Below are 16,732 nucleotides of genomic sequence, written 5' to 3' on the forward strand. Positions count from 1 at the left end.
GTTCGCGTCATGGAGACTGCTTTCCATGTACGCACCGGCGCCCCTGCGGCGGCAACTGAATCGGTCCGGGCTCTTGTTGCTCGGGCCGGCGTTCGTCGCGGCCGTCGCCTATGTGGACCCGGGAAACTTCGCGACCAACATCGCCGCGGGTGCGACGTACGGGTACCTGCTGTGCTGGGTGGTCGTCGGGGCGAACCTGATGGCCGTGCTGGTGCAGTATCTGGCCGCCAAGGCGAGTATCGCGACCGGGCGGACGCTGCCGCAGCTGTGCCGTGACCACTTCCGCCGGTCCACGTCGACGGGGTTGTGGGCGCAGGCCGAGGTGGTGGCGATCGCGACCGACCTGGCCGAGGTGGTCGGTGGCGCGATCGCGCTGAACCTGCTGTTCGGGATCCCGCTGCTGCTCGGCGGTGCGATCACCGGCGCGGTGTCGTTCGGGTTGCTGATCTATCAGTCCAAGCGCGGGCAGCGGCCGTTCGAGGCGGCGATCATCGGGCTGCTCGCGGTCGTCCTGGTCGGGTTCGTGGTGTCGACCGTCAAGTCCGAGCCGTCCGCGGCCGGTGTGATCGGCGGTCTGGTGCCGCGGCTGGACGGGACCGAGTCGCTGGTGCTGGCGGCCGGCATGCTCGGCGCGACCGTGATGCCGCACGCGATCTGGCTGCACGGCGCGCTGGTCACCGACCGGCACTGGAAGTCCATCCGCACCGACAAGGGCAAGTCCCGGATCCTGCGCGCCACCCGGATGGATGTGGCCGTCGCGATGGCCCTGGCCGGCGCGGTCAACCTGGCGATGGTCGTGCTCGCCGCGGCCGCGCTGAACGGCACCGGCGCCGATTCACTGGACGCCGCGCACGCCGCGATCGGTGACCGGCTCGGCCAGCTCCCCGCGCTGCTGTTCGCGCTCGCCCTGCTGGCCAGCGGGTTCGCGTCGTCCTCGGTCGGGACGTACGCCGGATCCGTCATCCTGGAAGGGTTCTGGCACCGGCACGTCCCGCTGGCGGTCCGCCGGCTGATCACGCTGCTGCCGGCGCTGCTCATCCTCGCGATCGGCATCGACCCGAGCCGGGCGCTGGTGGTCTCCCAGGTCGTGCTGAGTTTCGGCATCCCGTGCGCCCTGTGGCCGTTGGTCCGATTGACCGCGTCCCGGCGCGTCATGGGCGACCTTGTCAACCGCCGGGCGACTACTCTCACCGCATGCCTGGTTGCCACCGCCGTCACGGCGCTCAACGTCGTACTGATCGTGCTGACCTTGCGGGGATGACGTGACCCGGGTGTTCGCCGTGAGCGACATCCACGGCCACCCGGAGAAACTCGAGGCGTCCCTGCGGGAGGCGGGACTGATCGATGCCGAGGGCACCTGGTCCGGCGGGGACGACCGGCTCTGGTTCCTCGGCGACTTCTTCGACCGCGGCCCGGACGGGATCGGCGTGCTGCGGTTCGTCCGGCAGCTGATCGGGCAGGCACCGGACGGCGCCATCACCGTGCTGCTCGGCAACCACGAGATCCTCGCCCTGGGGATGCGGAAGTTCGGCGGTACGTTCGTCCCGCACGACGGCCTCAGCTCCCGCAGCTTCGAGCGGTCCTGGGCCCTGAACGGCGGTCAGGACCGGGACCAGGAACTGCTCACCGACGACGACGTCGCCTGGCTCCTCGACCGGCCGATGCTCGGGCTGGACGCCGGGCACCTGCTGATGCACTCCGACACGGCGGAGTACGTCGAGTGGGGTGACACGATCGACCAGATCAACGCCACCGCGCGGACCGAGCTGCACTCCGACGACATCGAGGTGTGGTGGGAGATCTGGCGCCGGATGACGTCGCGGTACGCGTTCCGCGGCGCGAGCGGACCGGAGGTGGCCCGCATCATCCTGCACCACCTCGGCGGTCACCGGATCGTGCACGGCCACAGCATCGTCGCCGACCAGCTCGGCATCGACCCGGAGTTCCTCACCGGCCCGCACCTGTACGCCGACGGCCTGGCGCTCGGCATCGACGGCGGCGTCTTCGACGGCGGCCCCTGCCTGGTGGTCGAGCTCGAGGACCTCACCGCGGACTGACCACCAGGCCCATGCCGGCTACTTGTCGGCGGTGAGCGTTCCGCCGACGGCCCAGCTCTCGGGCGGGGTCTCCTGGATCCACACCTGCACGCTCTCGGCCGGTACGCCGAGGCTGTCGACGAACGCGTCGGTGATCCGCTGGACCAGCTCACGCTTGAGCTCCGGGGTCCGCGGGCCTTGCAGAACGGTGACGACGGGCATCGGATCTTCCTCTCTCCGTGGGGTTTTGCCGTCCCCATTCCAGTCGCGGGCGTGCCCGCGAACGAGACACAGATCCGATCCGCAGCTATCACTCGAACTGATCGGACGCCGTCCGGCAGGCATCGAGCAATACGCCGAGGTCGCCGCCGACCGTGGTCCCGGCCGGGACGGCGAGGCTCGTGGTCAGTGCGAGCCGCGGCCGCGGCCGGCGGAAGACCACGCGGCCCTCCCGGAGCAGTTGGGCGTGCGACTCGTAGATCACGGTCCAGCTGGGCGACCCGGCGCCGATCGCGGCGTGGGTGTCCTGCAGGCTGTTCGAGCGCGGCCCGAGCACGGGTTCGAACCCCTCCGCCGCGCAGGCGGACATGAGCAGGTCGACGAGCGGCGGGTTGTTCCGTCGTGAGGTGATCCGCAGCGGCAACGCCCTCAGTTCCTGCAGCGACACCTCGCCGGCCGGCGCCACGGCTGCGGGCAACGCGATCAGCAGCGCGTCCTGCCAGAGCGGGATGAATTCCAGACCGGCAGCCTCATCCAGTCCGCGGACGAAGGCGGCGTCCAGCTGGCCGCCCCGGACCCGGTCCAGCCGCGCGCGGGTCGACGTACTGACCAGCTCGACCTGCACACCTTTGGCGGCGAGCTCGGCGACCACCGTCTCCAGCCGTTCACCGAGCCCGGTGCTGGTGCCGAGGCGCAAGGCTTGACCGGGCAGGCCGATCGCGGCGGCGCGGGCCTGGTCGACCGACACGAGCACCGCGCGAGCGGCCGGCAGGAAGCGCTGACCGGCCTCGGTCAGCCGGATCGCCCGGGCCGAGCGGTCGAACAGCAGCACGCCCAGCTCACGCTCCAGCCGCGCGATCTGCTGACTCACCCCCGGCTGACCCATCCCGAGCTGCTCGGCGGCTCGCCCGAAGTTGAGGACCTCCGCGACCGTCACGAAGTACTGGATCTGCCGCAGCTCCATGCCACGATCATCGCGGATTCGGGGAATGGGTCCGGGGCGGGGCGGGTTGTCGGAAGGTATGGCGGACAAGACTGTGAAGATTCCCGGGCCGGACCACCCGATCACCGTGGGAAAGAATCCCGACCGGGTCGTGGTGAAGGTCGGTGACCAGGTGATCGCGGACACCCGCGAGGCGCTGTCGCTGCAGGAGGCGAGCTACCCCGCGGTGCAGTACATCCCGCGCAAGGACGTCGACCTCACGCTGCTCGAGCGCACCGAGCACCAGACCTACTGCCCGTACAAGGGCGACGCGTCGTACTACAGCGTCCTCCCCGCCGGGGCAGACGGGGTGAACGCGGTGTGGACCTACGAGCAGCCGTACGACGCGGTCGCGGATATCCGCGAGCACGTGGCGTTCTACCCGGACAAGGTCTCGATCGAGATCATCGCCGACTGAGGAACTCGGTCAGCACCGGCGCCAGAACCTCCGGCGGTACGACGTGATCCTGGTCGGCGAGCTCGGCCAGCTCGGCGGCCGGCAGTTCCTGGACGGCGCGATGGGCCGCGTCGACCATGAACGGCGGTGACGCGGTCCCGGCGACGACCAGCGTGTCCCGCTTGATCGTGCGGAGCAGGTCGACCGGGGTCCGTCCGCCGGGCGCGCCGTGACCCATCACGGCGAAGTCGTACGCGAGCGTCGGCGCGAGATCCGCTACGCCCGGAACCGCCGCCGTCTCGACCGCCGCCGCCTGCGGCATGCCCGCCATCATCAGGAACAGCTCGACCGCCTCCTGCCGGCGGTCCTCGCCGAGCAGCTCGAGCACCTGCCCGCCGTCCTCGTCCGAGTCGACGTCGTCCGGCCCGTACGGCGGCTCGTGCAGCACGACCTTGGTGAACGGCAGCCCGGTGCTCGCCGCGATCGCCGCCAGCCCGGCGCCGGACGAGTGCCCGTAGATGGCCGCCGTACCGCCGACCGCGGTGAGCAGCGCCCCGATGTCGTCCACCTCGCGCTGCACGGAGTACGACGTACTGTCGCCGGAGTCACCGCGGCCGCGCCGGTCGTAGGTCACCACGTCGAAGTCGCGGGCCAGTTCGCCGGCCAGTGGCCGGAGCGCGTGCCGGTCGCACAGTGCGCCGGCGACCAGGATCACCCGCGGACCGCTCCCGAGCCGCTCGTAGGCGATCGTCGTACCGTCGGCCGAGCTGACCTTCTCCATGTCCGTCCTCCACATCGTCGGGTGATGCAGGGACGTCGGAGCCGAGGAGCGAACTTCGACATAATCCCTGGCGCGGACCCCGCCGGGGTGATTACATGCGTCGCGATGATCAGCAGAGTCGACGACTACCTCCACGCGGTCCCGCTGTCCGGCTCGGTTCCCGAGCAGGTCGGGCCGTTCACCCTCTTCCGCAGTACGACGGTCTGGCCGTACTACGCCCGCCCGACGCCGGGCTCGGGCGCGACGATCGAGCCGGCCGATGTCGAGGTTGTGCGCGCCCGCTGCGCCGAGCTCGGGATCCCGCTGAGCTTCGAGTGGGTCGTCCAGACCTGTCCGTCGCTGGGACCGGCGGCGGCCGCGGCCGGACTGACCGTGGTCGAGCATCCGCTGCTCGTGCTCGAGCCGAAGGACTTCCGCCCGGCGAAGGCGGATGCGCGCTGCGAGATCCTGCCCGCCGAGGAGGCCGTGCTCCGGCAGGCCCGGGCGGTCGCGGGGCTCGCGTTCGGCGACCCGGGCACGGCGGTGGGCGTGGCCGGACCGGCCGAGCGTGACGCCAAGGCGGCCGGGGTGGCGGACGACATGATCGCCGCGGTGCTGGACCGTGTACTCAGAGGCGTGACCGTGGGCGCGGGTGCGTTCACCGACGAGGGCATGGTCGCCAGCGGGCAGCACCAGCCCGTCGGGTCCGCCACCGAGATCGTCGGCGTCGGTACGCTGCCGTCCATGCGACGCAAGGGCCTGGGTGCGGCCGTCACGTCCGTTCTGGTCGAGCATGCCTTCGCGACCGGGGTCGACCTCGTCCTGCTCTCGGCGGAGTCGGCGGCGGTCGCGGCCATCTACGAGCGCGTCGGCTTCCACCGGATCGGGAGCGCCGGGGCAGCGGAGTGACGGGCAGTCCGAGCTCCCGCCTCGTCGTACTGCGCGGCAACTCCGGCTCCGGCAAGTCCACGACCGCCCGCCTCCTCCGGGAACGCCTCGGCCGCGGCACGGCCTTCTGGACGGTGTCGAGCAGGTGGTGATCGGGCCGGAGAGCGCGCAGGGGGAGACGATCGCGCGGATCCTGGACGATCTGGGGGAACGGTTGGTGGTCATTGGGGATCGGGCCGTACCGTTGGAGGGATGAGCACAACCGAGCGGAACCGCCCACGTACCCTCGCCGAGGCGTTGCGTACCTGGGACGACGCCGCGCTCGGTCACCTGCTCCAGCGCCGCCCGGACCTGGCGATCCCGATCCCCGCGGACACCGGCCAACTGGCGGCGCGGGCGACGACGAACGCCTCCGCGGCGCGCGCGATCAACCGGCTGGACGAGTTTGGCGTGGACCTGCTCGAGGCGCTGTCCGCACTGCCGGAGCCGGTGGACCTGGCTGCCTTGGCCGCTGGAGTGGATCAACCGGTCGACGTGGTCCGGCCCAGGGTGACCGAGTTGCTGGATCTGGCGCTGGTCTGGGGTTCCGAGGACGATCTGCGGCCGATCCGCGCGGTTCACGAGCTGCTCGGGCCCACGCCGGCCGGGCTCGGTCCCGTCACCACCAGGCACTTCGGTGATCTGGACAAGCTGATCGAGGACGCCGGCCCGGATGCGCGTGAGGTGCTCGACAAGCTGACCTGGGGACCGCCGACCGGGTCGGTGGAGAAGGCCGAGCGGCCGGTGACGATCGCCTCCGCCCGGACCCCCGTGGAGCGGTTGCTCGCGCGCGGCCTCGTCGTACCCAAGGATGCGAACACCGTGGTCCTGCCGCGGCAGATCGGGCTGCACCTGCGGGGCGGGCGGGTGCTGGCGTCGACCCGGCCGGTGCCACCGCCGTTGGACGGGAAGCAGGTGTCGGCCGCGATCGCCGACCGGGCCGCGGCCGGGGCCGCGCTGGACCTGGTGCGGCTCGTCGATCGTGCGATGGAGCAGCTCGGCGCCGAGCCGCCGCCAGTGCTGCGCACGGGTGGCATTGGTGTGCGTGACCTGCGCAGTCTGGCCGGCAAGGTCGGTGCGGAGGAGCAAACCGCCGGTGCGGTTCTGGAGATCGCGTACGCCGCTGGACTCGTGGCGGCCGTGGAAGTCGGGACCAGCGAGCTGTGGCTGCCGACCAGCGCGTACGACGACTGGTTGGAGCTTGACCTCGCGCATCGATGGGCCCAGCTGGTCACGGCCTGGTTCGGTGGGATGCGGGCGATCGGACTGATCGGCAGACGCGACAGTGGTGGCGCGACCGCGGCTGCGCGTGAGCGGCTGATCAACGCGCTCGCCCCGGATCTGGAGCGGTTGCTCGCGCCAGAGGTCCGAGTGCTGACTCTGCAGGCGCTCGCCGAGGCCGGCACGGGTACGGCGCCTGCCACGGAGTCGGTGGTCACCTGGGTCGCGTGGCATCGGCCGCGGCGTGGTGGGCAGTTCCGCGACGATTTGGTCGAGTGGACGGTCACCGAGGCCGCACTGCTCGGTCTGACCGGACTGGGTGCGTTCGCGGCGCACGCGCGGCCCCTGCTGGAGCCGGAGCCGACGGCCGACGAGTTGGCCGAGGCGATCAGCGCGCTGGTCCCGGAGCCTGTCTCTGAGGTGCTGTTGCAGGCCGACCTGACCGCGGTGGCTCCCGGTCCGCTGGTGCGCGCTGTGCAGGACGACCTGTCCGCGATGGCCGATGTGGAGTCACACGGTGGCGCGGCGGTCTATCGGTTCAGCGAGAGCTCGGTGCGGCGTGCGTTCGACCTCGGGCGGACCGCTGATCAGCTGCACGAGTGGCTGGCCGAGCACTCGCGCACACCGGTCCCACAGCCGCTCACCTACCTGATCGATGACGTTGCGCGGCGGCACGGCGTACTCCGGATGGGTACGGCGTCGACGTACCTGCGCTGTGATGACGAGGACGTGCTCACGCAGTTGCTGAGCTCGAACCTGCCCGGTGTCCGCTTCCGCCGGCTGGCGCCGACCGTGGTCGTGTCACCGTCGCCTCCCGACATGGTGCTGAGCCGGCTGCGGGAGGCGGGGCTGTCGCCGCTGGCGGAGACGTTCGACGGCGTCGTCCACGTCACCGGTGCGGCAGCCCGGCGAGGTGAGGCGCCCCGGCGTCGTACCAGCCGGGACTTCGTCGACAACCCGGTCGACCTCACCGACGACCAGGTGAAGGCCGTGATCGAGAAGGTCCGCGCCGGCGACCGCATCGCCGCCGACCGTCCCGCCGACGAGGGGCTCATCGAGCCGGCCGCGCCCGCCGAGACCATCGCGATCCTGAGCAACGCCGCCGAGTCCCACAGCCGCACCTGGATCTCGTACGTCGACCACAACGGCATCGCCTCCGAGCGCGTGGTCGAACCGGTCCGGGTCGCCGACGGCTGGCTCACCGCCTACGAGGACGCCACCGACCAGCCCCGCACCTACGCCCTGCACCGCATCTCCACCGCACGGCCGGTCCTTTGACCCCCTGAGGCACAATGGAAGGTCGGGGCGACGATGGGAGCTGTAGGTGACGGACGGGCCTTTGATCGTTCAGTCGGACAAGACACTCTTGCTCGAGACTGCACATCCGGACGCGAACGACTGCCGAAAGGCGATTGCGCCCTTCGCTGAGCTGGAGCGGGCGCCGGAGCACGTGCACACCTACCGGCTGACGCCGCTCGGGCTGTGGAACGCGCGGGCGGCCGGGCACGACGCCGAGCAGGTGATCGACGTCCTGCTGCGGTACAGCCGCTACCCGGTGCCGCACTCGCTGCTGGTCGACATCGCCGAGACGCTGGACCGCTACGGGCGGCTGCGACTCGAGAAGCACCCACAGCACGGCCTGGTGCTCGTCACCACCGACCGGCCGGTGCTGGAGGAGGTGCTGCGCAGCGCGAAGGTGAAGCCGATGCTCGGCGCGCGTATCGACGACGACACCGTGCTGGTGCACCCGTCGGAGCGCGGTCACCTCAAGCAGACGCTGCTGAAGCTCGGCTGGCCCGCCGAGGACCTGGCCGGGTACGTCGACGGCGAGACGCACAAGATCGAGCTGGTTCGGAACGGCTGGGACATGCGCCCGTACCAGCAGCAGGCGGTGGACTCGTTCTGGCACGGCGGCTCGGGCGTCGTCGTACTGCCCTGTGGTGCCGGCAAGACGATCGTCGGCGCGGCGGCGATGGCGCAGGCCTCCGCGACCACGCTGATCCTGGTCACGAACACGGTGTCCGCGCGGCAGTGGAAGGACGAGCTGCTCAGGCGCACCAGCCTGACCGAGGAGGAGATCGGCGAGTACTCCGGTGCCCGCAAGGAGATCCGGCCCGTGACGATCGCGACGTACCAGGTGATGACCACGCGCCGGAAGGGCGTGTACTCGCACCTGGAGCTGTTCGACGCCCGCGACTGGGGCCTGATCGTGTACGACGAGGTGCACCTGCTGCCGGCGCCGATCTTCCGGATGACCGCGGACCTGCAGACCCGGCGGCGGATCGGCCTGACCGCGACGCTGGTCCGCGAGGACGGCCGCGAGGGCGACGTGTTCTCGCTGATCGGCCCGAAGCGGTACGACGCACCGTGGAAGGACATCGAGGCGCAGGGCTGGATCGCGCCGGCCGACTGCATCGAGGTCCGGGTGGACCTGGAGCAGAGCGAGCGGTTCGTGTACGCGACCGCCGAGCCCGAGGACCGCTACCGGCTGGCCGCGTCGACGCCGGCGAAGTCCCGGCTGGTACGGCAGATCGCCGAGCATCACGCGGACGAGCCGCTGCTCGTCATCGGTCAGTACATCGACCAGCTGGACGAGCTCGCGGAGCGGCTGGAGTGCCCGGTGATCAAGGGCGAGACCACGGTCCGCGAGCGCCAGCGCCTGTTCGACGCGTTCCGCAAGGGCGAGATCACCCGGCTGGTGGTCAGTAAGGTCGCGAACTTCTCCATCGACCTGCCCGAGGCGTCCGTCGCGATCCAGGTCTCCGGCACCTTCGGCTCCCGCCAGGAAGAGGCCCAGCGCCTCGGCCGCGTCCTCCGCCCCAAGGGCGACGGCCGCACGGCGAGGTTCTACTCGATCGTCGCCCGCGACACCGTCGACGCCGAGTTCGCCGCCCACCGGCAGCGCTTTCTGGCCGAGCAAGGTTATGCCTACACGATCGTCGACGCGGAGAACCTATTCGCCTAGGCGGGTGTGGATGCCGTTGAAGTGTTTCTTCATCGAGCGGGCGAAGGAGTCGGGGTCGCCGGAGCCCAGGGCGACCAGGAGGTCGCGGTGCCAGGCGGCGGCGTCGGCGGGTGAGTAGCGGGCACCGGGGAGGCGGGCGTCGACCTGGGCGAACGTCCGCCAGAAGACGCTGAGCAGGTCGATCACCAGCGCGTTGCCCAGTGGCTCGTACAGCGCCTGGTGGAAGGCCCAGTCCTCGTCGGGGAAGTACTCGCCGGCGGCCGCCTTGGCCTCCATCCGCTGGACGATCGGCTCGAGGTCGTCGTACCCGTGGGAACTGAAGTAGGCGACGACGTCGTCGGCCAGGCCGACTTCGATGGCCTGGCGGACCTCCAGGACGTTCTGCACGTCACGGAGGTCGCCGGCCATCGACTGCGACATCCGGAAGGCGAGCCCGTCCTCCAGCGACTGCAGCGAGACCTCGCCGACGTACGTCCCGTATCCGTGCCGGATCTCGATGATCCCGACCGCCTGCAGGGCCTTCATCGCCTCCCGCAACGGGTGCCGCCCGACGCCGAGCTGCGCCATCAGCTCCTGCTCGTTGGGCAGCGGATCACCCGCCTTCAGCCCGCGCTCCAGGATGTACGACTTCATCTGGTCGCGGATGAAGGACTGATTCCCCGCCGCACCTCGTGCCCGGCCGAGCCCACCCGTTGTCACGCCGGTCCCTCCTTCGGAATAGGACCCGTCAGTGTAATCCTGCGCGGTCCAGCAGCGGGCGGATCGCGGCGATCTCGGTGTCGTCCAAGGGAATGCACGGGTACGCCGTGACCGGACAGTCGATCACACCGAGCAGGTGCAGCCCCGCCTTGAACGCACCCAGGGCCGCCGACGAAGCGCCCATCCGCGACCGGTCCGCCACAGTGATGATCTCGAACAACCGGAACAACCGGTCCTGCTCCGCCCGGGCCGCCGCCGCGTCCCCCGCGGAGGCCGCGTCGAACAACCGCACGTACCCGGCCGGATCCACGTTCCCCAACCCCGGCACGACGCCATCCACGCCGAAAGCCAGCGCGGAATCGACGGTCACCTCGGACCCGGTCATGATCGCGAACCCGTCCAACGCCGCATCCCGGCGCGAGAGCACCAACTGACGCAGCGATGTCTCCTGACCGCTGGAGTCCTTCACCCCGGCGATCACGCCCTGCTGCCCGAGCGAGATCATCAGCGACGCCGGCAGCTTGGTCCCCGCTCGCGACGGGATGTCATAGGCATAGAGCCGCGTATCCCCGGCCAGTGAAGCCAGCCGGGTGAAGTGCCGCTCGATCTCCGCCGGATGCGTGGCGGCATAGAACGGCGCGGTCGCGACCAGACCGTCGACGCCGGCCTTCAACGCAGCCGACACGTGCGCACTGACGCGGGCGGTCGACGTGTCGATCACACCGGCCAGCACCGGCACCTGCCCCGACACCTCCGCCACAGTCGTCTCCAGCACGACCTGCCGCTGTTCGTCGGTCAGGAACGTGCCTTCGCCGGAGGTGCCGAGCACGAACACCCCGTCCACACCCCCGGTCAGCTGGTACTGGATCAACCGGGCCAGCGATGCGGTGTCGACGTCGTACTCGGGGGTGAGCGGCGTGACCAGCGGCGGTACGACGCCGGTCAACTGGGCGGGGTCGGTCAAGGGGTCTCCCAACGTCAGAGGGCGAATGTGGCGAAGCGCAGGGTCGCGAACGAGGACGTCTCACCGGCCTCGTAGAAGATGCCGACCGAGCCGTCAGGCAGCAGCACCAGATCGGAGTAGCCGGCCATGCCGGGATGCACGACCAGGGCGGGCTTCCACGTCTGACCGGAGTCCGCACTCACGAAGACGGTCAGCTCACGGCGGCTCGTCGGGTTCACCGGAGTCGACAGCAGCAGCCGTCCGTCGGGCAGGGCGAGCACGCTGCCCTGGATCCCGGGCGCGGTGATCTCCGGGATCCCGGCGTACGGCGCATCGAGGGTCAGACCGCCGTCGGACGACCACGCGTGCACCCGCGCCGGTCCGGTGCCCTGATGGTTGCGGGCGTTGAAGTACAACCGCCCGTCGGGCAGCTCGGCCACGGCCGTCTCGTTCGCGTTGATCTCGGCGCCGTCGTTGCGATCGACGAAGCCGATCGACCACGTGATCCCGCCGTCGTCACTGACGATGCAGTGCCCGCCGTTCAGCCGGATCAGGTCGTCAACGGGCTCGGACGGCACGAACGAATGATTGGCCGGAACGACGATTCGCCCACTGGTCAACGCGATCCCGTGACACGGCCCGGTCGCGTACCAGCCCCAGTCGGCCCCCTTGACCTGCGCGGTGATCTCCACCGTCGGGCTCCAGGTTGCCCCGTCGTCGGCGGACCGCTGCACGAACACACGCCGGCCGGACTCCGGATCGGTGCCGCGGGCAACCGACATCTCCACCGCATCCGCGCCGTTCTGCACGGTCACCAGCACGATGTCGCCGCTGGCCGGGTCGATCACCGGCACCGGGTTGCCACACGTCTTCCCCGGCACGGCCGACACCACCTGCAGCGGCAGCCAGGTCCGTCCGGCGTCGGGCGAGCGCCGCAGCACGACCTCGATCTCGCCGGCGTCACCGGATCCGTGCAGCCGTCCCTCGCAGAAGGCGAGCACCAGCTCGCCCCGCGCCAGCACGGACGGGATCCGGAACGTGTGACAGCCGCTCCCGGCCGGATCGAACACCGGTCCGGCGATTTCCACCGCGCCGACTCTTGATGACATAGGACGTACTATGTCATGGTGTGGGCCTCCGATGGAAGTGAGGCCTCATGCCAGTCAGCAGAAGAACATTCCTCGGCGGCGGCCTGGCCGCCGCCGCTGTCGCGGTCACGGGTACGCCGCTGCTGGCGGGGTGTGCTTCGGACAAGAAGACCGCGGCCGCGGCGAACGCGGCCGTGAAGCTGCCGACGTACACGAAGTACGGCGAGATCAAGCCCGACCTGCCCGGCAGCGACGTGGTGCTGGACGGGTTCCTCAGATACCCGGCCAACCCGGTGAAGGCGATCACCGACGTGCCCGGCGACGGCAAGCCGATCACGTTCCTGACCAACATCCCCGGCGCGATCCCGCCGGCCATGGACAAGAACCAGTTCTGGCAGGCGCTGAACCAGCGGCTCGGTTCCGAGCTGCAGATCAGCATGGCGTCCAACGACGAGTACAAGGACAAGTTCGCCACCCGGATCGCCGGCGGCGACCTGCCGGACATCCTGAACATCCCGACCGACACCGCGCAGATCCCGGGCCTGGTGAAGGCCAAGTGCATGGACCTGAGCGAGCACCTGTCCGGTGACGCGGTGAGCAAGTACCCGTTCCTGGCCAACATCCCGGCCGAGTACTGGAAGGGCTGCGTCTTCAACGGCGCGATCTACGGCGTACCGGTGCCGCGCGGGATGTCGCGGACCTCACTGGCGCTGTACCGCGAGGACCTGCTGGCGGCCAAGGGGATCAAGAACCCGGCGCCGAAGAACTTCGAGGAGTTCTTCGACCTGGCCAAGGAGATGACCGCGGCCAAGCAGAACAAGTGGGCCTGGACCCGGGTGCCGACCTCGGCCATCCGGCAGATGCTCGGCCTGCCGAACGTCTGGAAGGAAGAGGGCGGCAAGTTCACCTCGGTCTACGAGCACGAGGCGAACGCCGACGCGCTCGAAGCGGCCCGCAAGATGGTCGCCGCCGGCGTGATCAACCCGGACGCGTTCAACGACAAGGCCAGCGCCCGCAAGCAGTGGTTCAACGGCGGCATCGCGGCGTTCGACTACGACAGCTTCGTCGCCTGGAACCAGTACTACTCCGACAACACCGCCGGCGACGCGTTCGCGGTGAACATGCTCGACGTCCCGGGCTTCGACGGCGGCGAGGGCAAGCCCTGGATGGGCTCGGCGCTGAACAACGTGACCGCGTTCAGCAAGGACAGCAAGCACTCGGCCGAGACGCTGCTGAAGATCGCGAACTGGATGGCCGCGCCGTTCGGCACCGAGGAGTACATGTTCCGCAAGTACGGCGTGGCCGGCCGGCACTACACCTTGCAGGGCACGGATCCGGTGCCGACCAAGGTCGGAGTCGTGGAGACCGGCATCGGCCTGCAGTACATCAGCGACAGCACGCTGGCGCTGTACTGGGCCGGCAAGCCCGACGTACCGCAGAAGCAGTACGCGATCCAGCAGAAGATCGCGGACCGGCTCGTGTACGACGCGTCGTACGGGCTGTACTCCGACACCCTGTCGAAGAAGCAGGCACAGCTCACGAAGACCATGAACGACCTGGAGAGCCAGATCGTGCAGGGCAAGAAGCCGGTCTCGGACTGGGCCGCGGGCGTGCAGACCTGGAAGTCGTCCGGTGGCGACAAGATCCGCACCGAGCTCGAGCAGGCTCTCACAGCCACGGCAGGGAAGTAGATGCTGCAACGAACCAGGACGCGACCGCGGCAGCAGCTGAGCCTCGGCCGGCGGCTGCTGCGGGACCGGGTGCTGCTGCTGTTCGCGCTGCCCGGGACGGCGCTGATCATCGCGTTCCACTACGTGCCGTTGCTCGGCAACGTGATCGCGTTCAAGGACTACCAGCCGTTCCTCGGGATCGGCGGCAGCGACTGGTCCGGCTGGGCGAACTTCAGCGTGATCTTCAACGGCGACCCGACGTTCCTGCGGGCCCTGAAGAACACGCTGATCCTGACCAGCCTGCAGTCGGTGTTCGTGTTCCCGGCGCCGATCCTGCTCGCCCTGCTGCTGAACTCACTGTTCTCCGAGCGGATCAAGCGGATCGCGCAGAGCATCCTCTACCTGCCGCACTTCATGTCCTGGGTGATCGTGGTCGCGCTGTTCCAGCAGATGCTCGGCGGCAGCGGGTTGCTGAACAACTACCTGCGGTCGCACGACCTGGCCACGATCGACATCATCGGGAACTCGGAGCTGTTCCACGTCCTGCTGACCTCGCAGATCATCTGGAAGGACACCGGCTGGGCGACGATCCTGTTCCTGGCCGCGCTCTCCCAGATCGACTCGCAGCTGTACGAGGCGGCCAGCGTGGACGGCGCGAGCCGGATGAAACAGCTGTGGCACGTCACGCTGCCGGGCCTGCGCGGGATCATCATCCTGCTGTTCATCCTGCGGCTCGGCGACTCGCTGACCGTCGGCTTCGAGCAGATCATCCTGCAGCAGCAAGCCGTCGGCCGGGACGTCAGTGAGGTGCTGGACACCTACGTCTACAACAACGGCGTCCTCGGCGGCGCCTGGGGCGTCGCCGCCGCCGTCGGCCTGGTGAAGGGGATCGTCGGCGTCGTCCTCGTCCTCACCGCGAACAAGGTCGCCCACATCTTCGGCGAGCAAGGGGTGTACAACCGATGACGCAGGCAGTCGTGTCGCGCCGGGTCGCGCCGCGGAAGATCGTGCAGGGCGTGCCGATGCCCTCCTGGCCGATGCGGGTCTTCAAGGGCGTGGTCCTGCTGGTGTTCTGCGCGGTGGTGATCATCCCGTTCGTCGGGGTGATCTCGACCAGCGTCGCGCCGAACAAGCAGATCAACGAGTCGGGCGGACTCGTGCTGCTCCCGAAGTCGGTCGACTTCGCGGCGTACGAGTCGCTGTTCGCCGGCGGGGTGGTGACCAGGGCGCTGTTCGTCAGCATCTTCGTCACGATCGTCGGCACGGTGCTGAGCCTGACCGTGTCCTGCCTGCTCGCGTACGCGTTGTCCCGGCCCGGGTTCACGGCCGGGCGGCCGATCCTGCTGGTGGTCCTGTTCAGCATGCTGTTCTCCCCCGGCATCATCCCGACGTACCTGACCGTCAAGGGGGTCGGGCTGCTGGACAGCATCTGGGCGCTGATCGTGCCGACGATGGTGAGCGCGTTCAACGTCGTCGTCCTGCGGGCGTTCTTCATGAACCTGCCGAACGAGATCACCGAGAGCGCCCGGATCGACGGCGCGGGTGAGCTGAAGACGTTCTGCTACATCGTGCTGCCGCTGTCCAAGGCGGTGCTCTCGGTGATCGGCCTGTTCTACGCGGTCGCGTACTGGAACGCTTTCTTCTCCGCGCTGCTGTACCTCAACGACTCCAAGCTGTGGCCGTTGCAACTGGTTTTGCGCACGTACGTCATCAACGACACCCAGCTCGGCAGCGCCGAGCTCGGCACCGAGCTGCTGCCGCCGCAGGCGTCGATCCAGATGGCGATCCTGGTCGTCTCGATCGTGCCGATCCTGCTGGTCTACCCGTTCCTCCAGCGGCACTTCGCCAAGGGGGTGCTCACCGGCGCCGTCAAGGGCTAGGCCTCGGACTTGTCGCAGCGGCGTGACGGTCGCGTCACGACCCGTGGTCCCCGAGCGTGACCAGGGGTTGCCCAGGGCAACGCCAGGGTTGCGCCTGGGCAAATCCTGAGGGTCCGGCAGGTACCGTCGAGGAGTATGGGGATCGAGGCGCTGGAGCGGGTGGGGCAAGGTGGGACAGAGCAGGGACAGCGGGGGGCGCAGACCTTCTGGCGGGTGGTCCGGGAAGCAGTCCTGTTGGCCACCCTCTTCTTGGTCTACAGTGCGGGCCGGCAGATCGCCGCGCGACATACCGGCTCCGCGTTCGACCATGCCCACGAGGTGCTGGCCGTCCAGAACTGGCTGCACCTGCCGAACGAGGCGTCGATCCAGCATTGGGCGCTGAAGTTCCCGCATCTGGTCGAGGGGGCGAACCTCTACTACGCCAGCGTGCACGCTCCGCTGACGGCGGCGGTGCTGCTCTGGCTGAGCATCTGGCGACCGAAGGCGTACCCGCACGTGCGGTGGACGATGGTGTCGGTGACCGGACTGGCACTGATCGGGCACATCGCCTTCCCGCTGGCGCCGCCGCGGATGATGCCCGGGTTCGTCGACACCGGCCTGCGGTTCGGCCAGTCGGTCTACGGTCCGGACCACTCCGGCGGACCGGTCAACCAGTTCGCCGCGATGCCGAGCCTGCACGTCGGTTGGGCGGCGCTGATCGCGCTGTCGATGATCCTGATCACCCGGTCGAAGTGGCGCTGGCTCTGGCTGGCGCACCCGATCATCACCTTCGCCGTGGTCGTGGTGACCGCGAACCACTACTGGCTGGACGGCATCGTCGTACTGATCCTGCTGGCGGTCAGCCTGCCGCTGCTACTGCGGCCCGGGCTGCACGACGACCGGCCACGCACCCGTAATTCGGTTTCCACCCGGCGGGTGCTCAAGTAACGTGGCTGGGCTTCCCCC

Annotated in this window: 17 protein-coding genes; 11 read left to right on the forward strand and 6 right to left on the reverse strand. The window is 69.5% G+C overall.

The features are described 5' to 3' along the window. Positions 1 to 25 precede the first annotated feature (25 nt). Together ACZ6O0_RS21630 and ACZ6O0_RS21635 are read left to right on the forward strand one after the other, a co-directional pair. The gene (locus ACZ6O0_RS21630; protein ID WP_465766747.1) at positions 26 to 1,261 is read left to right on the forward strand and encodes an Nramp family divalent metal transporter; all 1,236 of its coding nucleotides are present in this window, start codon (positions 26 to 28) and stop codon (positions 1,259 to 1,261) included. Between the two features lie 19 nt (positions 1,262 to 1,280). Beyond that, positions 1,281 to 2,057 carry a metallophosphoesterase gene (locus tag ACZ6O0_RS21635; protein WP_465766748.1) on the forward strand — a complete coding sequence of 259 codons (777 nt, stop codon included), beginning with the start codon at positions 1,281 to 1,283 and terminating at the stop codon, positions 2,055 to 2,057. 18 nt (positions 2,058 to 2,075) lie between these two features. Here ACZ6O0_RS21635 and dmpI read toward each other — a convergent pair whose 3' ends face one another. After that, positions 2,076 to 2,381 carry a 4-oxalocrotonate tautomerase DmpI gene (dmpI, locus tag ACZ6O0_RS21640; RefSeq protein ID WP_465766749.1) on the reverse strand — a complete coding sequence of 102 codons (306 nt, stop codon included), beginning with the start codon at positions 2,379 to 2,381 and terminating at the stop codon, positions 2,076 to 2,078. Beyond that, the gene (locus ACZ6O0_RS21645) at positions 2,347 to 3,219 is read right to left on the reverse strand and encodes a LysR family transcriptional regulator (protein ID WP_465766750.1); all 873 of its coding nucleotides are present in this window, start codon (positions 3,217 to 3,219) and stop codon (positions 2,347 to 2,349) included. The genes dmpI and ACZ6O0_RS21645 overlap by 35 nt, the downstream gene beginning before the upstream one ends. Before the next feature lie 58 nt (positions 3,220 to 3,277). On the opposite strand from ACZ6O0_RS21645, the gene ACZ6O0_RS21650 reads away from it, so the two are divergent. Further along, the gene (locus ACZ6O0_RS21650; protein ID WP_465766751.1) at positions 3,278 to 3,655 is read left to right on the forward strand and encodes a DUF427 domain-containing protein; all 378 of its coding nucleotides are present in this window, start codon (positions 3,278 to 3,280) and stop codon (positions 3,653 to 3,655) included. Here ACZ6O0_RS21650 and ACZ6O0_RS21655 read toward each other — a convergent pair. Beyond that, positions 3,642 to 4,415, reverse strand: a complete 774-nt coding sequence (locus tag ACZ6O0_RS21655) for an alpha/beta fold hydrolase (RefSeq protein ID WP_465766752.1) — start codon at positions 4,413 to 4,415, stop codon at positions 3,642 to 3,644. The genes ACZ6O0_RS21650 and ACZ6O0_RS21655 overlap by 14 nt on opposite strands. A 105-nt stretch (positions 4,416 to 4,520) precedes the next feature. Between ACZ6O0_RS21655 and ACZ6O0_RS21660 the strand changes: the two genes are divergently transcribed. The 4 genes from ACZ6O0_RS21660 (at position 4,521) to ACZ6O0_RS21675 (ending at position 9,507) form a co-directional block, all read left to right on the forward strand. After that, positions 4,521 to 5,303 (forward strand): GNAT family N-acetyltransferase, encoded by a 783-nt coding sequence (locus ACZ6O0_RS21660; RefSeq protein WP_465766753.1) that lies wholly within the window; start codon positions 4,521 to 4,523, stop codon positions 5,301 to 5,303. Beyond that, positions 5,300 to 5,434, forward strand: a complete 135-nt coding sequence (locus tag ACZ6O0_RS21665; RefSeq protein ID WP_465766754.1) for a hypothetical protein — start codon at positions 5,300 to 5,302, stop codon at positions 5,432 to 5,434. The genes ACZ6O0_RS21660 and ACZ6O0_RS21665 overlap by 4 nt, the downstream gene beginning before the upstream one ends. A 100-nt stretch (positions 5,435 to 5,534) precedes the next feature. Continuing rightward, the gene (locus ACZ6O0_RS21670; RefSeq protein WP_465766755.1) at positions 5,535 to 7,820 is read left to right on the forward strand and encodes a helicase-associated domain-containing protein; all 2,286 of its coding nucleotides are present in this window, start codon (positions 5,535 to 5,537) and stop codon (positions 7,818 to 7,820) included. A gap of 46 nt (positions 7,821 to 7,866) precedes the next feature. Continuing rightward, positions 7,867 to 9,507 (forward strand): DNA repair helicase XPB, encoded by a 1,641-nt coding sequence (locus ACZ6O0_RS21675; RefSeq protein WP_465766756.1) that lies wholly within the window; start codon positions 7,867 to 7,869, stop codon positions 9,505 to 9,507. Here ACZ6O0_RS21675 and ACZ6O0_RS21680 read toward each other — a convergent pair. The 3 genes from ACZ6O0_RS21680 to ACZ6O0_RS21690 are packed head-to-tail and all read right to left on the reverse strand — an operon-like array spanning position 9,496 to position 12,258. Further along, entirely contained in the window at positions 9,496 to 10,206 is a 711-nt protein-coding gene (locus ACZ6O0_RS21680; RefSeq protein WP_465766757.1) for a FadR/GntR family transcriptional regulator, read from the reverse strand. The genes ACZ6O0_RS21675 and ACZ6O0_RS21680 overlap by 12 nt on opposite strands. A 28-nt stretch (positions 10,207 to 10,234) precedes the next feature. Then, on the reverse strand, positions 10,235 to 11,170 hold the full coding sequence (locus ACZ6O0_RS21685; RefSeq protein WP_465766758.1) for a dihydrodipicolinate synthase family protein: 936 nt from the start codon (positions 11,168 to 11,170) through the stop codon (positions 10,235 to 10,237). 14 nt (positions 11,171 to 11,184) lie between these two features. Next, a complete protein-coding gene (locus tag ACZ6O0_RS21690) occupies positions 11,185 to 12,258 on the reverse strand; it encodes a sialidase family protein (RefSeq protein ID WP_465766759.1) in 1,074 nt (357 codons plus the stop codon). Between the two features lie 47 nt (positions 12,259 to 12,305). Between ACZ6O0_RS21690 and ACZ6O0_RS21695 the strand changes: the two genes are divergently transcribed. From ACZ6O0_RS21695 to ACZ6O0_RS21710, 4 genes are all read left to right on the forward strand, one after another. Then, positions 12,306 to 13,928: a type 2 periplasmic-binding domain-containing protein gene (locus ACZ6O0_RS21695; protein ID WP_465766760.1), complete on the forward strand. Its 1,623-nt coding sequence runs from the start codon at positions 12,306 to 12,308 to the stop codon at positions 13,926 to 13,928. Beyond that, complete coding sequence (locus ACZ6O0_RS21700) at positions 13,929 to 14,873, forward strand: ABC transporter permease (protein ID WP_465766761.1); 945 nt, start codon at positions 13,929 to 13,931, stop codon at positions 14,871 to 14,873. After that, positions 14,870 to 15,787, forward strand: coding sequence for a carbohydrate ABC transporter permease (locus tag ACZ6O0_RS21705; protein ID WP_465766762.1), 918 nt, complete (start codon positions 14,870 to 14,872; stop codon positions 15,785 to 15,787). Before ACZ6O0_RS21700 ends, ACZ6O0_RS21705 begins: the two co-directional genes overlap by 4 nt. A gap of 135 nt (positions 15,788 to 15,922) precedes the next feature. After that, positions 15,923 to 16,714, forward strand: coding sequence for a phosphatase PAP2 family protein (locus ACZ6O0_RS21710; protein WP_465766763.1), 792 nt, complete (start codon positions 15,923 to 15,925; stop codon positions 16,712 to 16,714). The last annotated feature ends 18 nt before the right edge of the window (positions 16,715 to 16,732 follow it).

The organism is Kribbella sp. NPDC048837 (assembly GCF_055586945.1).